At 71.3% G+C, this 14986-nt stretch carries 13 protein-coding genes, 1 tRNA gene, 1 other RNA gene and 1 pseudogene; 8 read left to right on the forward strand and 8 right to left on the reverse strand.

Annotated elements, in window-relative coordinates; translation table 11 throughout:
* Positions 1–6: 6 nt before the first annotated feature.
* The 3 genes from FFT09_RS06410 to FFT09_RS06420 all read right to left on the reverse strand — a co-directional run bounded on the left by FFT09_RS06410 (position 7) and on the right by FFT09_RS06420 (position 2546).
* A complete protein-coding gene (locus FFT09_RS06410) occupies positions 7–2052 on the reverse strand; it encodes a DNA polymerase III subunit gamma and tau (RefSeq protein WP_138382133.1) in 2046 nt (681 codons plus the stop codon).
* Positions 2053–2116: 64 nt separating this feature from the next.
* An RNA gene (gene ffs, locus FFT09_RS06415) (signal recognition particle sRNA small type) lies at positions 2117–2213 on the reverse strand.
* Between the two features lie 81 nt (positions 2214–2294).
* Positions 2295–2546: a DUF397 domain-containing protein gene (locus FFT09_RS06420; RefSeq protein ID WP_024875497.1), complete on the reverse strand. Its 252-nt coding sequence runs from the start codon at positions 2544–2546 to the stop codon at positions 2295–2297.
* A gap of 239 nt (positions 2547–2785) precedes the next feature.
* Between FFT09_RS06420 and FFT09_RS06425 the strand changes: the two genes are divergently transcribed.
* Positions 2786–2977, forward strand: a complete 192-nt coding sequence (locus FFT09_RS06425; protein WP_081191932.1) for a hypothetical protein — start codon at positions 2786–2788, stop codon at positions 2975–2977.
* A 20-nt stretch (positions 2978–2997) separates the two neighbouring features.
* Here FFT09_RS06425 and FFT09_RS06430 read toward each other — a convergent pair whose 3' ends face one another.
* The gene (locus FFT09_RS06430) at positions 2998–3852 is read right to left on the reverse strand and encodes a helix-turn-helix domain-containing protein (protein ID WP_024875499.1); all 855 of its coding nucleotides are present in this window, start codon (positions 3850–3852) and stop codon (positions 2998–3000) included.
* Positions 3853–3974: 122 nt separating this feature from the next.
* Here FFT09_RS06430 and gndA point away from each other — a divergent pair, with 122 nt between their 5' ends.
* The 3 genes and pseudogenes from gndA (at position 3975) to FFT09_RS06445 (ending at position 7538) form a co-directional block, all read left to right on the forward strand.
* A complete protein-coding gene (gene gndA, locus FFT09_RS06435; protein ID WP_138382134.1) occupies positions 3975–5438 on the forward strand; it encodes an NADP-dependent phosphogluconate dehydrogenase in 1464 nt (487 codons plus the stop codon).
* Between the two features lie 98 nt (positions 5439–5536).
* A pseudogene (locus FFT09_RS06440) lies at positions 5537–6880 on the forward strand (TrkH family potassium uptake protein).
* Entirely contained in the window at positions 6873–7538 is a 666-nt protein-coding gene (locus FFT09_RS06445) for a potassium channel family protein (RefSeq protein ID WP_244231259.1), read from the forward strand. The pseudogene FFT09_RS06440 and the gene FFT09_RS06445 overlap by 8 nt, the downstream one beginning before the upstream one ends.
* Before the next feature lie 87 nt (positions 7539–7625).
* On the opposite strand, the gene FFT09_RS06450 is transcribed toward FFT09_RS06445, so the two are convergent.
* From FFT09_RS06450 to FFT09_RS06460, 3 genes are read right to left on the reverse strand one after another with little or no spacing between them, the layout of a single operon-like run.
* Positions 7626–8747, reverse strand: a complete 1122-nt coding sequence (locus FFT09_RS06450) for a 5-methyltetrahydropteroyltriglutamate--homocysteine S-methyltransferase (RefSeq protein WP_138382135.1) — start codon at positions 8745–8747, stop codon at positions 7626–7628.
* A 54-nt stretch (positions 8748–8801) separates the two neighbouring features.
* A complete protein-coding gene (locus FFT09_RS06455) occupies positions 8802–10004 on the reverse strand; it encodes a hypothetical protein (protein WP_138382136.1) in 1203 nt (400 codons plus the stop codon).
* Positions 10001–10615 (reverse strand): RNA polymerase sigma factor, encoded by a 615-nt coding sequence (locus tag FFT09_RS06460; protein WP_244231260.1) that lies wholly within the window; start codon positions 10613–10615, stop codon positions 10001–10003. Before FFT09_RS06460 ends, FFT09_RS06455 begins: the two co-directional genes overlap by 4 nt.
* A 128-nt stretch (positions 10616–10743) precedes the next feature.
* Between FFT09_RS06460 and FFT09_RS06465 the strand changes: the two genes are divergently transcribed.
* Both FFT09_RS06465 and FFT09_RS06470 read left to right on the forward strand, forming a co-directional pair.
* A complete protein-coding gene (locus tag FFT09_RS06465) occupies positions 10744–11652 on the forward strand; it encodes a serine hydrolase (protein WP_138382137.1) in 909 nt (302 codons plus the stop codon).
* Positions 11653–11679: 27 nt separating this feature from the next.
* Positions 11680–12207: a hypothetical protein gene (locus tag FFT09_RS06470; RefSeq protein ID WP_081191946.1), complete on the forward strand. Its 528-nt coding sequence runs from the start codon at positions 11680–11682 to the stop codon at positions 12205–12207.
* A 39-nt stretch (positions 12208–12246) separates the two neighbouring features.
* Here FFT09_RS06470 and FFT09_RS06475 read toward each other — a convergent pair whose 3' ends face one another.
* Entirely contained in the window at positions 12247–14100 is a 1854-nt protein-coding gene (locus FFT09_RS06475) for a transketolase (protein WP_138382138.1), read from the reverse strand.
* Between the two features lie 75 nt (positions 14101–14175).
* Here FFT09_RS06475 and FFT09_RS06480 point away from each other — a divergent pair.
* Both FFT09_RS06480 and FFT09_RS06485 read left to right on the forward strand, forming a co-directional pair.
* Positions 14176–14261, forward strand: a tRNA-Ser gene (locus tag FFT09_RS06480).
* Positions 14262–14356: 95 nt separating this feature from the next.
* On the forward strand, positions 14357–14977 hold the full coding sequence (locus FFT09_RS06485) for a maleylpyruvate isomerase family mycothiol-dependent enzyme (protein ID WP_138382139.1): 621 nt from the start codon (positions 14357–14359) through the stop codon (positions 14975–14977).
* The last annotated feature ends 9 nt before the right edge of the window (positions 14978–14986 follow it).

Genomic DNA, 14986 nt, shown 5'->3' on the forward strand with positions numbered 1-14986 from the left:
GCCGCCTCAACCCAGGCGGCGCGCACCGAGGTGTTCGGACAACAGTTGCTGTGCCCGGCTCTCGGCGTCCACCGGCCCCGTGCCGGGCGGCGCGTCGGACATCACGGCTCCCGGATCGGCCCGCACGTCGGGCTCGTCGGGGTCCGGCTCGGGCGGCAGCGGGATGTCGGGCTCACCCGTGGCCACGGCGCGGCTCGGCGCGTCGCCGCCCTGCCGGGTCGGGCGCTGGAAAGTCCGCGCGGGGGGCTCCTGGCGTCCCCGCCCGTTCTGCTGCGGCGCGGACGGCGGCCCCGAACCCGGGGAGTTCCCGGTGTTCCCAGTGTTTCCGGCGTTTTCCGCCGCCTGCACCGCGCTGGGATGCACGCACCGGACGGTCCACTCGCCCGAGACGACCTCGCCCAGCGCCGCCGCGATGCACTCGACGTTGCGCTTCTCCGACAGCCGCCGCACCAGTGGTTCAGCAGGATGCGTCAACACCACCGTGGCACCGCTGACGCTGTGTACCGTGGCGCCCGTCAGCAACGCCTCGGTGCTGCGGCTCCTGGTACGCACCGCCGCGAGGACCTGCGGCCAGTACTGCCGCAGGCCCGCCGCGTCCACCTGCGAGGGCTCGGCTCCCGCCTGCGGTGGCGCGGCCTGCTCGGTGGGCTCGGCGGGTTCGGCGCTCGACGGCGCGGGCGTGGCGGGCGCGGTGGGCGGAGTCGCGGGCGTCTCGGCCCGGGTCTCGCGAGGCGCTGCCCGCTGCGGCTCGGACTCCGGAACCGGGCGTTGCGGCGCCGCTCGCTGGGACGGCCGTTCGTACACCCGCTCCGGTGCCGGAGCCTGCGCGGCCGGCGCGGCCTGCGGTGAGCTCTCCTGTGTCGACGGTGCCGACGGCGCCGACGGCGCGCCCGCGGTCACCCGGCGTTCGAGTCGTTCGAGCCGTTGCAGCGTCGCGCCCTCGTCGTCGGCGACCTCCGGCAGCAGCATCCGCGAGCACAGCAACTCCAGGACCAGCCGGGGCGAGGTCGTTCCCCGCATCTCCAGCAGCCCGTTGTGCAGGATTTCGGCGTAGCGCGTCAGCGTGCCGGGGGCCAGGCGTTGCGCCTGCCCCACCATGCGCTCGACCTGCTCCTCCGGCGCGGCCACCATGCCCCGGTCCGCCGCGTCGGGTACCGCCCGCAGCAGGATCAGATCGCGCAGCCGGTCGAGCAGGTCCGTGGCGAACCGGCGCGGGTCGTGCCCGGCCTCGGCCAGGTGGTCGACCGTGCCGTACACCGTGGCGGAGTCGTCGGTGGCGAGCGCGTCGACCATCGCGTCGAGCAGCGCCACGTCGGTGACCCCGAGCAGCGCCGCCGCCCGGTCGTAGGTCACGCCGTCGGGCCCGGCGCCCGCGAGCAGCTGGTCCAGCACCGACTGGGTGTCCCTGGCCGAACCGCCGCCCGCCCGGATCACCAGCGGGTAGACCGCCTGCTCGACGGCGATTCCCTCGGCCGCCACGTTGCGCTCCAGCAGCTCACGCATGGCGCTCGGCGGGATGAGCCGGAACGGGTAGTGATGCGTGCGCGAGCGGATGGTGGTGAGCACCTTGTCCGGCTCGGTGGTCGCGAAGATGAAGATGAGATGGTCCGGGGGCTCCTCCACGATCTTGAGCAGGGCGTTGAAACCCTGCGGCGTGACCATGTGGGCCTCGTCGATGATGAACACCCGGTAGCGCGACTCCGCCGGGGCGTAGAACGCGCGGTCGCGCAGCTCTCTCGCGTCATCGACGCCGCCGTGGCTCGCCGCGTCGAGTTCGGTGACGTCGACGCTGCCCGGCCCCTCCGGCGCCAGCGCCCGGCACGGCCCGCACTCGCCGCACGGGTCCGGGGTCGGCCCCTGGACGCAGTTGAGGGAGCGCGCCATGATCCGCGCACTCGACGTCTTGCCACAGCCTCGGGGGCCCGAGAACAGGTAGGCGTGGTTGATGCGGCCGGAGGCGAGCGTGGTGCGCAGCGGCTCGGTGACGTGCTCCTGTCCCACGACCTCGGCGAAGGTCGCAGGCCGGTACTTGCGGTACAGCGCGAGAGCCACGCGAGCGAGCGTACCGGCTGGTCCCGACGATCCGCCCGCTGCCCGCGCCGGGCACGACCCTCGACATGAAGGGGACCCCCGCACCCGTCAGAGCCTGCTTATCCTTGCTGCCTTCCGGCCCTGGGGAGGTTCACAGGATGGACGCCGCGGGGGTCCGCCGCACAGTCTAGGGCAGACCGTGCCGGGGCATCGACACGGGTCACCTCGCTCGGTGTTCCGCCCGCGTCGCACCGCCGGCCCGGTCATCGCGGTAGGTCGAACTGTCCGGCCTTCACCGCCCTGACGAACGCGTCCCACTCCGAAGCGCGGAACACGAAGACCGGGCTGTCGCTCAGCTTCGTGTCCCTGACCCCGATCCTGTCCCCGGCGACGTTGACCTCCACGCAGTTGCCCCCATTGGGCTCACTCGCATAGGACTTGCGCCAGTTGCCGGGGTCGAACAACCCCACCGCCGTGGCCGGGTCATACTCCGCGTTCCCGGCATAATCGCCCATCGCTGACCTCCGCGCCTGTCGTGCGGGCAACCCGCACTCGTTCTCGTCCTCGTGATCATCCTGCCGTGGAGCCCGGCCCCCTCTTAAGGATGCGTCCATCCGTGCGACATTCGAGCACGAGGGTCGACAACGCGATTATTCACCAACTAAGATTATTACTAGTTGGTAGGGATCAACACACACGAGCGGGGCCGGTCTTGTTGAGAGATCGACAACAACCACGGGGGACGGAGCACGACATGGCAGTACGACTCGACGTCGAGCCGTTGAAGAATCAACAACCAGAGCCGGAGGCCGAATTCGACACCCCGGCACCACCTCGCCGCGCGAGGCTGAACCTGAACTTCGTCAAACTCTCACACCGCACCCGGGCCACGTCGCTCCTCCACCTCGACGACCCGCTGACGCTGCGCTACCTCTCCCGCGCCTGACCGGACGCGGACCACCGAGATCAGTCCAGCTCCTCGCGGTACTCCTGCGCGAGCTGCTTCAGAAACTGCCGGGTCTCCTGCCGTTCGAGCGCGGCCCCGCGCAGCCGGTCCCAGGAGTCGACGAAGATCTGGAAGTCCTTGACATCGTCGAGGTAGATACCACCGGCCGAATGCTCGATGTACACGAAATCCCTGGTGCGGTCGGGAAACCGCATGATGGTGAAGTCGTTGGGTACGGCGGCCAGCCGGGCCGAGAACGGCAGCACGTGGACGTACACCCGCTCCCGGCGGTCGAGTTCCAGCATGTGCTCCAACTGGTCGAGCATCACCGCCGGAGCGTTGCCACCGGGCGCTCTGCGCAGCGACGCCTCGCTGACGATGAACCGGTAGTACGGCGGTTGCGGCTGATCGAACACCGCCTTGCGGTCGAGCCGGTTGCGGACCATCGCCGTGACGTCGCTGGCGCCGAACTCCGTGAACTGCTTGAGCATGTAGTGCTCGGACTGCAACGGGCCCGGCACCCGTTCGCCGTGCCACGTCATGATCTCGGCGGCCGCGGGTTCGAGGTCGGTGAACGTGCGGAACCAGTGCGGCACGACCGACCGGTAGCCGGACCAGTGTCCGCGCTGCCCCGCGGCGGCCCTGGCCATCCCGATCAGGGTCTCGGACTCCTCGCCGGTGACGCCGTACGCCTCCAGCATGCGGCGGACGTCTCCGAGCTTCGCGCCGACCGACCCCGACTCGATCTTGTTGACCTTGCCCTGGGTGCAGCCGAGGATCTCGGCGACCTGTTGCTGGGTGTACCCGGAGGACATGCGCGCGTGCCGCAGCTCGTTGCCGAGCTGCTTCCGGCGAGAGGTCACGGTGCTGGCCATGGCGGGATGACGTTACCGTGTTCGACCCATCAGGTGAAATCACCTCTCCGGCTGGACACGAGGACGATTTCGGCCACGCAGCGCGACGGCCGGCGGCCGTTCGGACCGCGTAGGGTTCGACTATGACCACTCACGCGGCGAAATCCCCCGCCTCACGAGCGAGCATCGGCGTCACCGGACTCGCGGTCATGGGCCGCAACCTCGCCCGCAACCTCGCCCGGCATGGGCACACCGTGGCCCTGCACAACCGGTCGCCGCAGCGCACCCGCGACCTCGTCGACCAGTTCGGCTCCGAGGGCGACTTCGTACCCACCCACACCGCCGAGGAGTTCGTCCGGGCCCTCGAACGACCCCGCAAGCTGGTCGTCATGGTGAAGGCGGGTGCCCCCACCGACGCGGTCATCGACGAGTTCGCGCCGCTGCTGGAGCCGGGCGACATCATCATCGACGCGGGCAACGCCCACTTCGCCGACACCCGCCGCAGGGAGGCGGCCCTGCGCGAACGCGGGCTGCACTTCGTGGGCACGGGCGTGTCCGGCGGTGAGGAGGGTGCCCTGCACGGGCCCAGCATCATGCCGGGCGGCTCCGCGTCCTCCTACGACTCCCTCGGCCCGCTGTTCGAGGACATCGCGGCGAAGGTGGACGGCGCACCCTGCTGCACCCACATCGGCCCCGACGGCGCGGGCCACTTCGTGAAGATGGTGCACAACGGCATCGAGTACTCCGACATGCAGCTCATCGCGGAGTCCTTCGACCTGCTGCGCGGCGCGCTCGGCTACGAACCCGCGCAGATCGCCGACGTGTTCCGCACGTGGAACACCGGCCGTCTCGACTCGTACCTCATCGAGATCACGGCCGAGGTGCTCGCCCACACCGACCCCGCCACCGGCGCACCGTTCGTCGACGTGGTCGCCGACGAGGCCGAGCAGAAGGGCACGGGCCGCTGGACCGTGCAGAACGGCCTGGAACTGGGTGTGCCCATCACGGGCATCGCCGAGGCGACCTTCGCCCGCTCCCTGTCCGGGCACACGGAACTGCGCCGTGCCGCGCGGGGGCTGGCCGGGCCCACGCGCTCCGCCGCGCGCGGCGGCGTGTCCGAACGCTTCGCCGACGACGTGGAGCAGGCGCTGTACGCCTCGAAGGTCGTGGCCTACGCGCAGGGGTTCAACCAGATCCAGGCAGGCAGCGCCGAGTACGGCTGGAATGTCGACCTCGGCGCGGTGGCCGCCGTCTGGCGCGGCGGCTGCATCATCCGGGCCAAGTTCCTCGACGACATCCGCGGCGCCTACCGCGCCGAGGCCGGGCTGCCGACGCTGCTGGCCAGCGGCGAGTTCCGCTCCGCCGTGGAGGACGCCCAGGACGCGTGGCGCTCGGTGGTGTCCACCGCCGTGCGGCTGGGCATCCCGACGCCCGGGTTCTCGACCGCGCTGGCGTACTACGACGCTCTGCGCGCCGAGCGGCTGCCCGCCGCGCTCGTCCAGGGACAGCGCGACTACTTCGGTGCGCACACCTACCGCAGGGTGGACCGCGACGGCAGCTTCCACACGACGTGGGCGGCCGACCCGCGTGCCGAACACGAAGCCTGACCCACCGTGTCCGCAGCCTGCGTAGCCGTGTCCGCAGCCTGCGTAGCCGTGCCCGCATCGTGCGGTGCGGACACGGCTACGGGAACTGCGGACACGATGTGACTTCCACCTTCAGTGGACTGCGGCACCCGGCCCGGGTCGTGGTCGCCGCCTTCGCTTCGGCCGTGGCGGTGGGCACGGTGCTGTTGATGCTCCCGCTGTCCGCCGAGTCGGGTGAGCCGACCGATCTGGTGACCGCGCTGTTCACCTCGACCTCCGCGGTCTGTGTCACCGGCCTCGTGGTCGTGGACACGCCGGGTCACTGGTCCACGTTCGGCGAGATCGTGATCGCGGGACTCATTCAGGTCGGCGGGCTCGGGATCATGACACTCGCCTCACTGCTGGGACTTCTGATCACGCGGCGTATCGGTCTGCGGATGCGGCTGACCGCACAGGCGGAGACCAAGGCACTCGAACTGGGAGACGTACGCAGAGTCGTCAAAGGCGTCGCGCTCGTCAGCGTGTCGTTCGAGACCGTGATCGCCGCAGCGCTCACCGTCCGCTTCCTGACGGGGTACGACTACGCCTTCGGTACGGCGCTGTACCACGGCGTCTTCCACGCGATCTCCGCCTTCAACAACGCGGGCTTCGCGCTGTATCCGGACAGCCTGACGCGGTTCGCCACCGACGGGTGGATCTGCCTCCCGATCGTCGTCGCGGTCATCGCTGGCGGGCTCGGCTTTCCGGTGTGGATCGAGTTGTGGCGCCACGCCCGCCATGTCCTGCGCCGCTAGTCACTGCACGTGAAGCTGACCCTGTTGACCACGGCCGCGCTGTTTGTGGTGGGCACGGTGGCGATCACAACGGCGGAGTGGAACAACCCCGCGACGCTCGGCCAGTTCGGAGTGGCGGGCCGCCTGCTCACCGGGTTCTTCCACGCCGTCATGCCGAGGACCGCCGGTTTCAACTCCGTTGATGTCGGTGAGTTCGAGTCGGGCACACTGCTGGTCAACGACATCCTGATGTTCGTGGGAGGCGGGAGCGCGGGCACCGCGGGCGGCATCAAGGTCACCACCTTCGCCCTGCTGGCCTTCGTGATCATCGCTGAGGTGAAGGCACAGCCGACCGTGCACGTACTGGGTCGCAAGGTCCCCTCCACCGCGCAACGGCAGGCACTCGCCGTGGTGCTGCTCAGCGTCGGCGCGGTGGTCACCGCGACACTGGCGCTTCTCGCGCTCACGCCGTTCTCACTCGACGAAGTGCTGTTCGAGTCGGTGTCGGCGTTCGCCACGGTGGGCCTATCGACCGGGATCACCACCGCGCTGCCGGTGTCGGGGGAGCTGCTTCTGACGGTACTGATGTTCCTCGGCCGCATCGGGCCCATCACGCTCGCCTCGGCGCTCGCCCTCCGCGAGCGGACCAGGCGATACGAACTCCCGGAGGAAAGGCCGATCATTGGGTAGCAAAAAGCTGGCACAGCGCGTGGTGGTCGTGGGACTCGGCCGGTTCGGCGGATCACTCGCGACCGAACTCATCAGACTGGGCAGCGAGGTACTCGGGCTCGACCGGAGCGCGAAGCGGGTGCAGCGTTTCGCCGACGAACTCACCCACAGCGCGGTGGTGGACAGCACGGACGCCGATGCGCTGGCCCAGCTCGACGTGCCCGCCTTCGACCGCGCCGTGGTGGGCATCGGCAGCGACATCGAGGCGAGCATCCTCACCACATCGCTGCTGTCGGAATTCGGGGTGCGCCAGATCTGGGCGAAGGCCGTGAGCAGACAGCACGGGCGCATTCTGGAACGCGTCGGCGCGCAGCGTGTCGTCCTGCCCGAGTACGAGATGGGCGAACGGGTCGCACACCTGGTGACGGGCCGCATGCTCGACTACATCGAGTTCGAGGACGACTACGCGATCGTGAAGACCACCCCTCCGTCGGAGGCCCTGGGCAAGCCGCTCGGCGAGACCCGGCTGCGGGTGCGTTACGGGGTCACCGTGGTGGGGATCAAACGCCCCGGCCTCGGCTTCACCTACGCCACACCGGACAGCGTCATCCACGCCGAGGACGTCCTGGTGGTGGCGGGACGGCGGGACGACGTGGAGCGGTTCTCCGACGTCGTGTGACCGCGCCAGGCCGCAACGGGAACCGCGGACACGGCTACGCAGCCTGCGGACACGGCTACGGGAACTGCGGACACGATGGCTGCGGGGTCAGCCCCACACCTTTTCGGCCGTCTCGACGATGCGTTCGAGTTTGCGCCACTGTTCGTCGTGGGTGAGGTCGTTGCCCTCCTCCGTCGAGGAGAAACCGCACTGCGGCGAGAGGCACAGCTGGTCGATGTCCACGTAGGACGCTGCCTGCTCGATGCGGCGTTGCAGCGACTCCACCGACTCCAGCTCGCCCCGCTTGGTGGTCACGAGTCCCAGCACGACCCGCTTGCCCTTCGGCACGAACCGCAACGGAGCGAACCCGCCGGAACGCTCGTCGTCGAACTCCAGGAAGTACCCGTCCACGTCGAGTTCGTTGAACAGCGCCTCGGCCACGAAGTCGTACCCGCCCTCCGCGGCCCAGGACGACCGGAAGTTTCCCCGGCACAGGTGCGTGGTCACGGCCATGCCCTCCGGCCTGCCCGCGAGCGCCGCGTTCATGGTGCGGATGTTGCGCAGGTGCAGCGTGTCGGCGTCGACGCCCATGCGGGACACCAGTTCGCGCTGCGCGGGATCGTTGAGGTAGGCGAGGCTGGTGTCGTCGAGTTGCAGGTACGTGCAGCCCAGCTCGCCCATGGCCGTGATCTGGTCGGCGTAGGCGGCGGCCAGGTCGGTGAAGAAGTCCTCCAGATCCGGGTAGACGCGCTCGTCCACCGCCGTCCTGCCGCCCCGGTAGTACACCATGCTGGGTGACGGGATGGTCAGCTTCGGCGTGACGCCCTCCCCCGCGACGGAGGCGAGGAACGCGAAGTGCTCGGCGAAGATGGGAGTGCCGAGCCCGACCCTGCCGTCCACCTGGAGCCCGGGCGGGCTGAACTCCAGATCACCCGCGGCGTTGTGGAACTTGACGTGCAGGCGCTCGTCACTCTGCGAGATGCCGTCGAGCTGGTAGATGAAGTCCATGTGCCAGGACGCGCGCCGGAACTCGCCGTCGGTGGCGCTGCGCAGTCCTGCGCGGCGCTGACGCGCGACGACCTCGCGGATCGCCTCGTCCTCGGCCGCTTTCAGTTCGGCCGCGCCGAGTTCGCCCCGAGCAGCCCTCGCTCGGGCCTCGTGCAGTCCGGCCGGGCGCAGCAGGCTGCCGACGTGGTCGGCGCGAAACGGTGGCATCGGGCGCTGACTCATCGCCTGATCTTCACACGTCCGCGCTACGGCCTTCAACATGTCGAGCGCGCGCGGTCACGGGCCGCTCCGCTGCGGGGGCGCGGCCGTCACCGACACGCTGGTGGCCGACAGCAGCGTTCCCGGTTCCACTCCGGGCAGGCCGGTCTCGGTGGTGGCGATTACGCGGGCTCCCACGAAATCGCCGGTGGCCGGGTCGACGACGACCTCCCGCAGCGTGTGGCCGTCGTCGAGGCCCACGGCCACGCCCGTCCGGCCGTCCATGGTCACCTCGCGCTCGGTGACCCGCAGGCCCGGAAGCCCGGCCAGCTCCCGGTACACGGCAGCACGCAGGTCACCGGAGATCACGCCGGTGCGCAGCACCGACACGGCCGTCGACAGCGGGTCCGGCACCGCGTCCGGCGAGGATTCCACCGGGCCGTGGGACTCGGGCGTCCGGGTCGTCGACGTAGCCCTGGCCTCGGGAACGTCGCTCGGCCACGCGAGTCCGCTGGGCAGCGGCTCGCTCGTCGAAGCCAGGTTCTCCAGCACGGCGCGCTCGTCGGCCAGCCCGGCGTAGCGCGCGGGGTCGATGCTCTCGTCCAGGCACCGGTCGGTGTCCGAATCCGAGCAGAGGTGATCGTCGACGGCCGGGGCACTGTGCGGCCCCGGCACATGCTCCGCACCCAGCGGCACCGGATTCTCCTGCTGGCGAGAGACCTGCCACCGCCCGGGCTCGGCCGTCTCCGTGTCGATCTCGGTCCTCCGCCACTGCCCCCGCACGAGTTCGTCCGCACCGTTCGAGATCAGTCCCGAGACGAAGTCGCGCTGGACGATCCGGAAGCGCCGGTCCTCGAACGCGGGCGCGGCGGTGCCGTCGGCGGCTTTCGCCGCGCGGTGCAGGACCTCACGGGCATCGGCCCGGGTGACCCCGTTGAGCCGCGACGACTCCGCGGCCGGATTCGCCACGCCGGAGCCGCCGGACGTCACCGCGAGCGGGACCGCCACGGCCGCCACCGCCGCCGCGGCGGCGGTCAGCGTCGGCAGCCAGCGTTGCCGCAGCCATCGCTGCGCGGCGCGCCCCCGGGCGGGGCCGGTCGCCGTCGTCGCGCGCTCGCGCTCGGCCCTGGCGGCGGTCAGCACCCGGACGCGCACCTCGTCGAGTGCGGCGGGCGCGTCCCGCGCGTCCCGGTGTAGCTCCCGCAGCGCCCGGTCCAGCAGCAGGTCGTCCGGGTTCCGGTCGTCCCCCCGGACCCCGCCGAGCTCGTCGTCGCCGGTCATGCCACACCTTCCTGAGTCGCCTCCGCGTCGAGCACGGCCGCGCGCAATCGGCTGCGTAGCCGGTGCAGGCGGGACCGCACGGTGCTCGCGGGCATGTCGAGTGCCTGGCCGATCTCGGTGGGCGTGAGGTCCGCCCACGAGGACAGCAGCAGGATGTCGCGGTCGGCGCGGGCCAGCCCGGCGAGGGCCGTGGCGAGCCTGCGCGTGCGGCGCTGGGCGTCGATGCGTTCGGCCACGCGGACATCGGGGCGTTCGGGGACCGCGCCCGGGTCCTCCCGCGCGGCCCGCACCGTGGCGCGCAGAGCCCTGACCTCCTGCCGGACATGGGAGCGCACCAGGTTGGTGGCGATGCCGAACAGCCACGCGCGTACCGGCCCCCGCCCGGGGTCGTACGCCGCACGCCTGCGCAGGGCGAGCAGGAATGTCTCGGCCACGAGATCGTCGGCGACCTGCGCCCCCACCCGCCCCGCGAGATACGACCGCAGGGCACCGGCATGCGCGTCGAACAGCCGGGCGAAGACCACTTCCGGATCACCACCCGCGAGGTCGGGACGATCGTCGTCCCCGGCCTCGGTGTCGCGCGCACGCAGGCGCTCGATTCGTTGCCGCACCGAAGCATGCACGCCGGTTCTTGACCGCGCGGTCCTCCCGCGTCCCCACCACGAACGGGTATTGTGGTTCATGTCACAGCAACGGCTCGGCGTCGCAGCGCCGGAGCCCGAAGCGACCAACTCCCGGCATGGCACGCACGAAACCACGCGCACTGCGGTGGTGGTTCACCGGACTGGCGGCAGTGCTGTCGGCGCTCGTCGTCGCGGTCGCCGTGACCGCGGCGGACAGCGTTACGGAGCACCGCGGCGTGACCGCGTACGCGGAAGCCGAGAGACCACCGCCCATCTCCGCCCCATCCGAGTCCGCGGCTCCGGCACCCGCGCCGCGTTCCGCGGGAAGCACACCCGCCGACGCGCCGAGATTCCCGGACGCCGGCCTCGAGCACGACTTCACCGCACTCGGTGTGGCGGTCCACGACCGGCACGCGGGCGAGACGGTGCTGCGGGACGGAGCCGACCGGCAGTTCACCTCGGCGTCGCTGGTGAAGCTGCTCGTCGCCTTCGAAGCGCTCGAACACCACGCGCGGACCGTCGACATCCACACGATGCTCGCGCGCAGCGACGACGACATCGCCGGACTGCTGTGGGTGCGCCACGGCGGCCCCGAGATCGTGACGACCTGGGCGCAGCGACTGGACCTGCCGGGCACCGCACCACCGGCGCAGGCGAACCGCTGGGGCGACACGCTCACCACCGCCGACGACGTCGTCGCCGTGTACCGGTACCTGCTCACCGACGCGCCAGCCGACGTGCGCGAGGTCGTCCTCGGCGGCCTGCGCGCCGTCACTCCACTGGGCGCCGACGGGTTCGACCAGTCCTTCGGCATCCCGGACGCGACGGGCGAGGCAGGGGCGGTGAAGCAGGGCTGGGCCTGCTGCCTGCCCGACCGCGTCCTGCACAGCACCGGCGTGGTCGGCGCCCACGACCGCTACGTCGTGGTGGTGCTGACGAGGAGCCCGAGCACGGTCGGGTGGGAGACCGCCTCCGCCGACGTCACCGACGTCGTCACCCAGGTGCTGAACGCGCTGCCCGAGTGACCGCCCCGCACGCGGGTATCCGGGGGCATGCTGACTTCCATCGCGCGCGGCGCCGCCGCGGGAGCCGCGGGGACCACCGCCCTGCACGCCGCCACCTATCTCGACATGACACTGCGGGGCCGCCCGTCGAGCAGCACGCCGCAGCAGACGATCGACAAGCTCAGCGAGGCCGCGGGCACGCACATCCCCGGAGACGCCGAGAAGCAGGAGAGCCGCAAGTCCGGGCTCGGTGCGCTGCTCGGCATGGTCACCGGGACCACGGTGGGCGTGGGATACGGCGCGCTGCACGGCCTCGGCTGGCGGCCTCCGATGCTGGTGGGCGCCGCGGTGGCGACGGTGGCCGCGATGGTCGGGTCCAGTGCGCCCATGACGGTCCTGGGAGTGACCGACCCGCGCACGTGGAGCGCGTCCGACTGGGTCAGCGACGTGCTACCGCACGCTGCCTACGGCCTCGTCACGGCGGCCACCTACCGTCTGACCGAGCACGGCCGGTCCTCGCGCCGGTGCCGTCGCAGGACGCAGCGAAGGCCACCTTTGCTGCGTCTGGTGCAGTGAGGGTGGCCTTCGCGGCACCCTGGCCAGGCCCGCACGGGCTCAGCCGGACAGCAGTTCCCGGGCCGCCTCCACCACCGAGTCGGCGTCGATACCGGCGTGCCGGAGCTGCTCGGCCGGCGTGGCGGAACCCGGCAGTGCGAGCACGCCGAGCTTGAGCACCGACGGCATCGCGAGCGCGCCCGTGAGCGCGTCCAGCACGGCGTCGCCCAGCCCGCCCTGAGGCCAGTGGTCCTCCACAGTGACGACCCGCCCGGTGTCGGCCGCCGCCCGCCGCAGCGTGGCCGCGTCACACGGCTTGACCGAGTACAGGTCGATCACCCTGGCGTTGACACCGGAGTCGGCGAGCACGTCGGCCGCGCGCAACGCCTCGGGCACCGTGATACCGGCTGCCACGATCGTGACCTCGTCCGTCGCGGACGAGCGCAGCACCTTGCTGCCGCCCACGGGGAACGTCTCCTCCGGCCCGTACAGCACCGGCATCTCCCCACGGGTCGTGCGCAGGTACCGGATGCCGGAGTGCTCCGTCATGGCGGCGACCAGGTGCGCCGTCTGGTTCGCGTCACACGGGTAGAGCACGGTGCTGCGCCACAGCGCGCGGAACAGGGCCAGGTCTTCCAGGCCCATCTGCGACGGCCCGTCCTCGCCGATGGAGACCCCGGCGTGCGAACCCGCGAGACACAGGTCGACGCCACTGATGGAGGCCATCCGGACGAAGTCGTACGCACGACTCCAGAACGCCGCGAACGTCGCCGCGAACGGCAGCCAACCCCGCACCGCCAGGCCGACTGCAGTGGCCGTGAGCTGCTGCTCCGCGATGTGGCACTCGACGAAGCGCTCGGGATGCTCGGCCTCGAAGTAGCCGGTGCGGGTGGAGTCGGCGACCTCGGCGTCGAGCACCACGAGATCGGAGCGCGCGTGTCCCAGTGCCGCCAGCGCCTGCCCGAACGCGGTGCGCGGGGCGACCTGATCGCCACGCTCGTAGACCGGGATGGCCAGCGACCGCAGATCGGGCCGGGAGGGCTGCTCGTACTCGGGTGCCTCCACCTGGACCCGGATGGCGCGGCGGCCACCCAGTTCGGCCACCGCCTCGGCGGCGTCGGGAAGCGGCTTGCCGTGGGCGCCCTCGGCGTCCTCCACCGCGCGCACCCCGCTGCCCTTGCGGGTGCGGGCGAGCACGGCGGTGGGCCCGCCGGTGTGGGCGGCGGCCTCGGTGTACGCGGCGTCGATCGCGTCGGTGTCGTGGCCGTCCACCTCGATCGTGTGCCAGCCGAACGCGCCCAGCCTGCGCGCGTAGGCGCCGGTGTCCCAGCCGTGGCGCGTGGGACCGCGCTGCCCGAGGCGGTTCACGTCGATCACGGCGGTGAGGTTGCGCAACCGTTCGTGCGCGGCGAACTCGACCGCCTCCCACACCGAGCCCTCGGCCAGCTCGCCGTCGCCGCACAGCACCCACACCCGGAAGTCGCGCTTGTCCAGCCGCAGCCCCGACCAGGCGATGCCCGCACCGATACCCAGCCCCTGCCCGAGCGAGCCGGTGGCCACGTCCACCCACGGCAGCGCGGGCGTCGGATGGCCCTGGAGGCGGCTGCCCGACGAGCGGTACCACCGCAGTTCCTCCGGCGAGATCGCGCCTGCCGCGACGTACATCGCGTACAGCAGCGGGGACGCGTGCCCCTTCGAGAAGATCAGGTGATCGTTCGCGGGGTTCTGGGACGCCTCGAAGTCGTAACGCAGGTGCCGGGCCAGCAGCACCGCCATCAGATCCGCCGCAGACAGCGACGACGTCGGGTGTCCGGAGGACGCGGCGTCGGCGGCGAGGATCGCGTCCACCCGAAGCTGCCTGCCCAGAGCGGTGAGCAGATCGTGGTCCGACGCGGTGACCGGCGAGTGCGGCATGCCCCTGAATACCCGCCTTCGGAGAGGCCCTAACCGGGCGCGGGGAGCGGCGGTGCGCCTGGTAGCCTTCTCGGCGGAGGATTGGCCGAGCGGCCTAAGGCGCACGATTGGAAATCGTGTTGGGTTAACAGCCCTCACGGGTTCGAATCCCGTATCCTCCGCTCACGCGACGCCGGGCACCCGCAACACGGGTGTCCGGCGTTTCGCTGTCAGGGGCGCGGCGTATCTTTCGTGGACCCGACGCGAGGAGGCGCGGATGAGCGTGCTGGCCGAGGCACGGCGGGAACGCCGCGAGCTGGCGGACTTCCTTGAGCAGTTGGAGCCACACCAGTGGGAGGCGCCGACGCTGTGTTCACGGTGGACGGTCCGCGAGGTCGTGGCCCACATGATCAGCTACGAGGAACACACATCCCGCGACCTTCTCAACCGCCTGGCGAAGGCGCGCTTCCGGTTCGGTGAGATCAACCAGGTCGGGCTGGCCGAGTACGCCCACCTCGGCCCGGCCGAACTCGTCGCGTTCCTGCGCGCCCACCTCGATCCGCGGGGCGGCACCCGCGGGTTCGGCGGCCGGATCGCCCTCGTGGACGCCCTGATCCACCACCAGGACATCCGCAGGCCACTCAACCTGCCCCGCACCGTCCCGGTGCAGCGGCTGCGGTACGCGCTGCCGTTCGCGGTCGTCGGCCCGCCGCTGCGCGGCTTCTGGCACGCGCGGGGAGTGCGGCTGGTCGCGACCGACCTCGGCTGGTCCTACGGCCGGGGCCCCGAAGCCCGGGGCCCCGGCGAGGCGGTCCTGATGGCGCTGACCGGCCGTGCGGGAGTCGCGCGGGAACTGACCGGCCCCGGCGCGGAGATCCTCCGGCGCAGGCTCGGCTGACCACCACGC

The organism is Saccharomonospora piscinae (genome assembly GCF_005862235.1).
GTDB lineage: Bacteria > Actinomycetota > Actinomycetes > Mycobacteriales > Pseudonocardiaceae > Saccharomonospora > Saccharomonospora piscinae.

Bases quoted from the DNA above. Each gene is read 5' to 3' on its own strand.
- FFT09_RS06420 (WP_024875497.1), bottom strand. From the start codon at position 2,546: ATGGGCGATTATGCCGGGAACGCGGAGTATGACCCGGCCACGGCGGTG.
- FFT09_RS06425 (WP_081191932.1), top strand. From the start codon at position 2,786: ATGGCAGTACGACTCGACGTCGAGCCGTTGAAGAATCAACAACCAGAG.
- FFT09_RS06430 (WP_024875499.1), bottom strand. From the start codon at position 3,852: ATGGCCAGCACCGTGACCTCTCGCCGGAAGCAGCTCGGCAACGAGCTG.
- gndA (WP_138382134.1), top strand. From the start codon at position 3,975: ATGACCACTCACGCGGCGAAATCCCCCGCCTCACGAGCGAGCATCGGC.
- FFT09_RS06450 (WP_138382135.1), bottom strand. From the start codon at position 8,747: ATGAGTCAGCGCCCGATGCCACCGTTTCGCGCCGACCACGTCGGCAGC.
- FFT09_RS06455 (WP_138382136.1), bottom strand. From the start codon at position 10,004: ATGACCGGCGACGACGAGCTCGGCGGGGTCCGGGGGGACGACCGGAAC.
- FFT09_RS06465 (WP_138382137.1), top strand. From the start codon at position 10,744: ATGGCACGCACGAAACCACGCGCACTGCGGTGGTGGTTCACCGGACTG.
- FFT09_RS06470 (WP_081191946.1), top strand. From the start codon at position 11,680: ATGCTGACTTCCATCGCGCGCGGCGCCGCCGCGGGAGCCGCGGGGACC.
- FFT09_RS06475 (WP_138382138.1), bottom strand. From the start codon at position 14,100: ATGCCGCACTCGCCGGTCACCGCGTCGGACCACGATCTGCTCACCGCT.
- FFT09_RS06485 (WP_138382139.1), top strand. From the start codon at position 14,357: ATGAGCGTGCTGGCCGAGGCACGGCGGGAACGCCGCGAGCTGGCGGAC.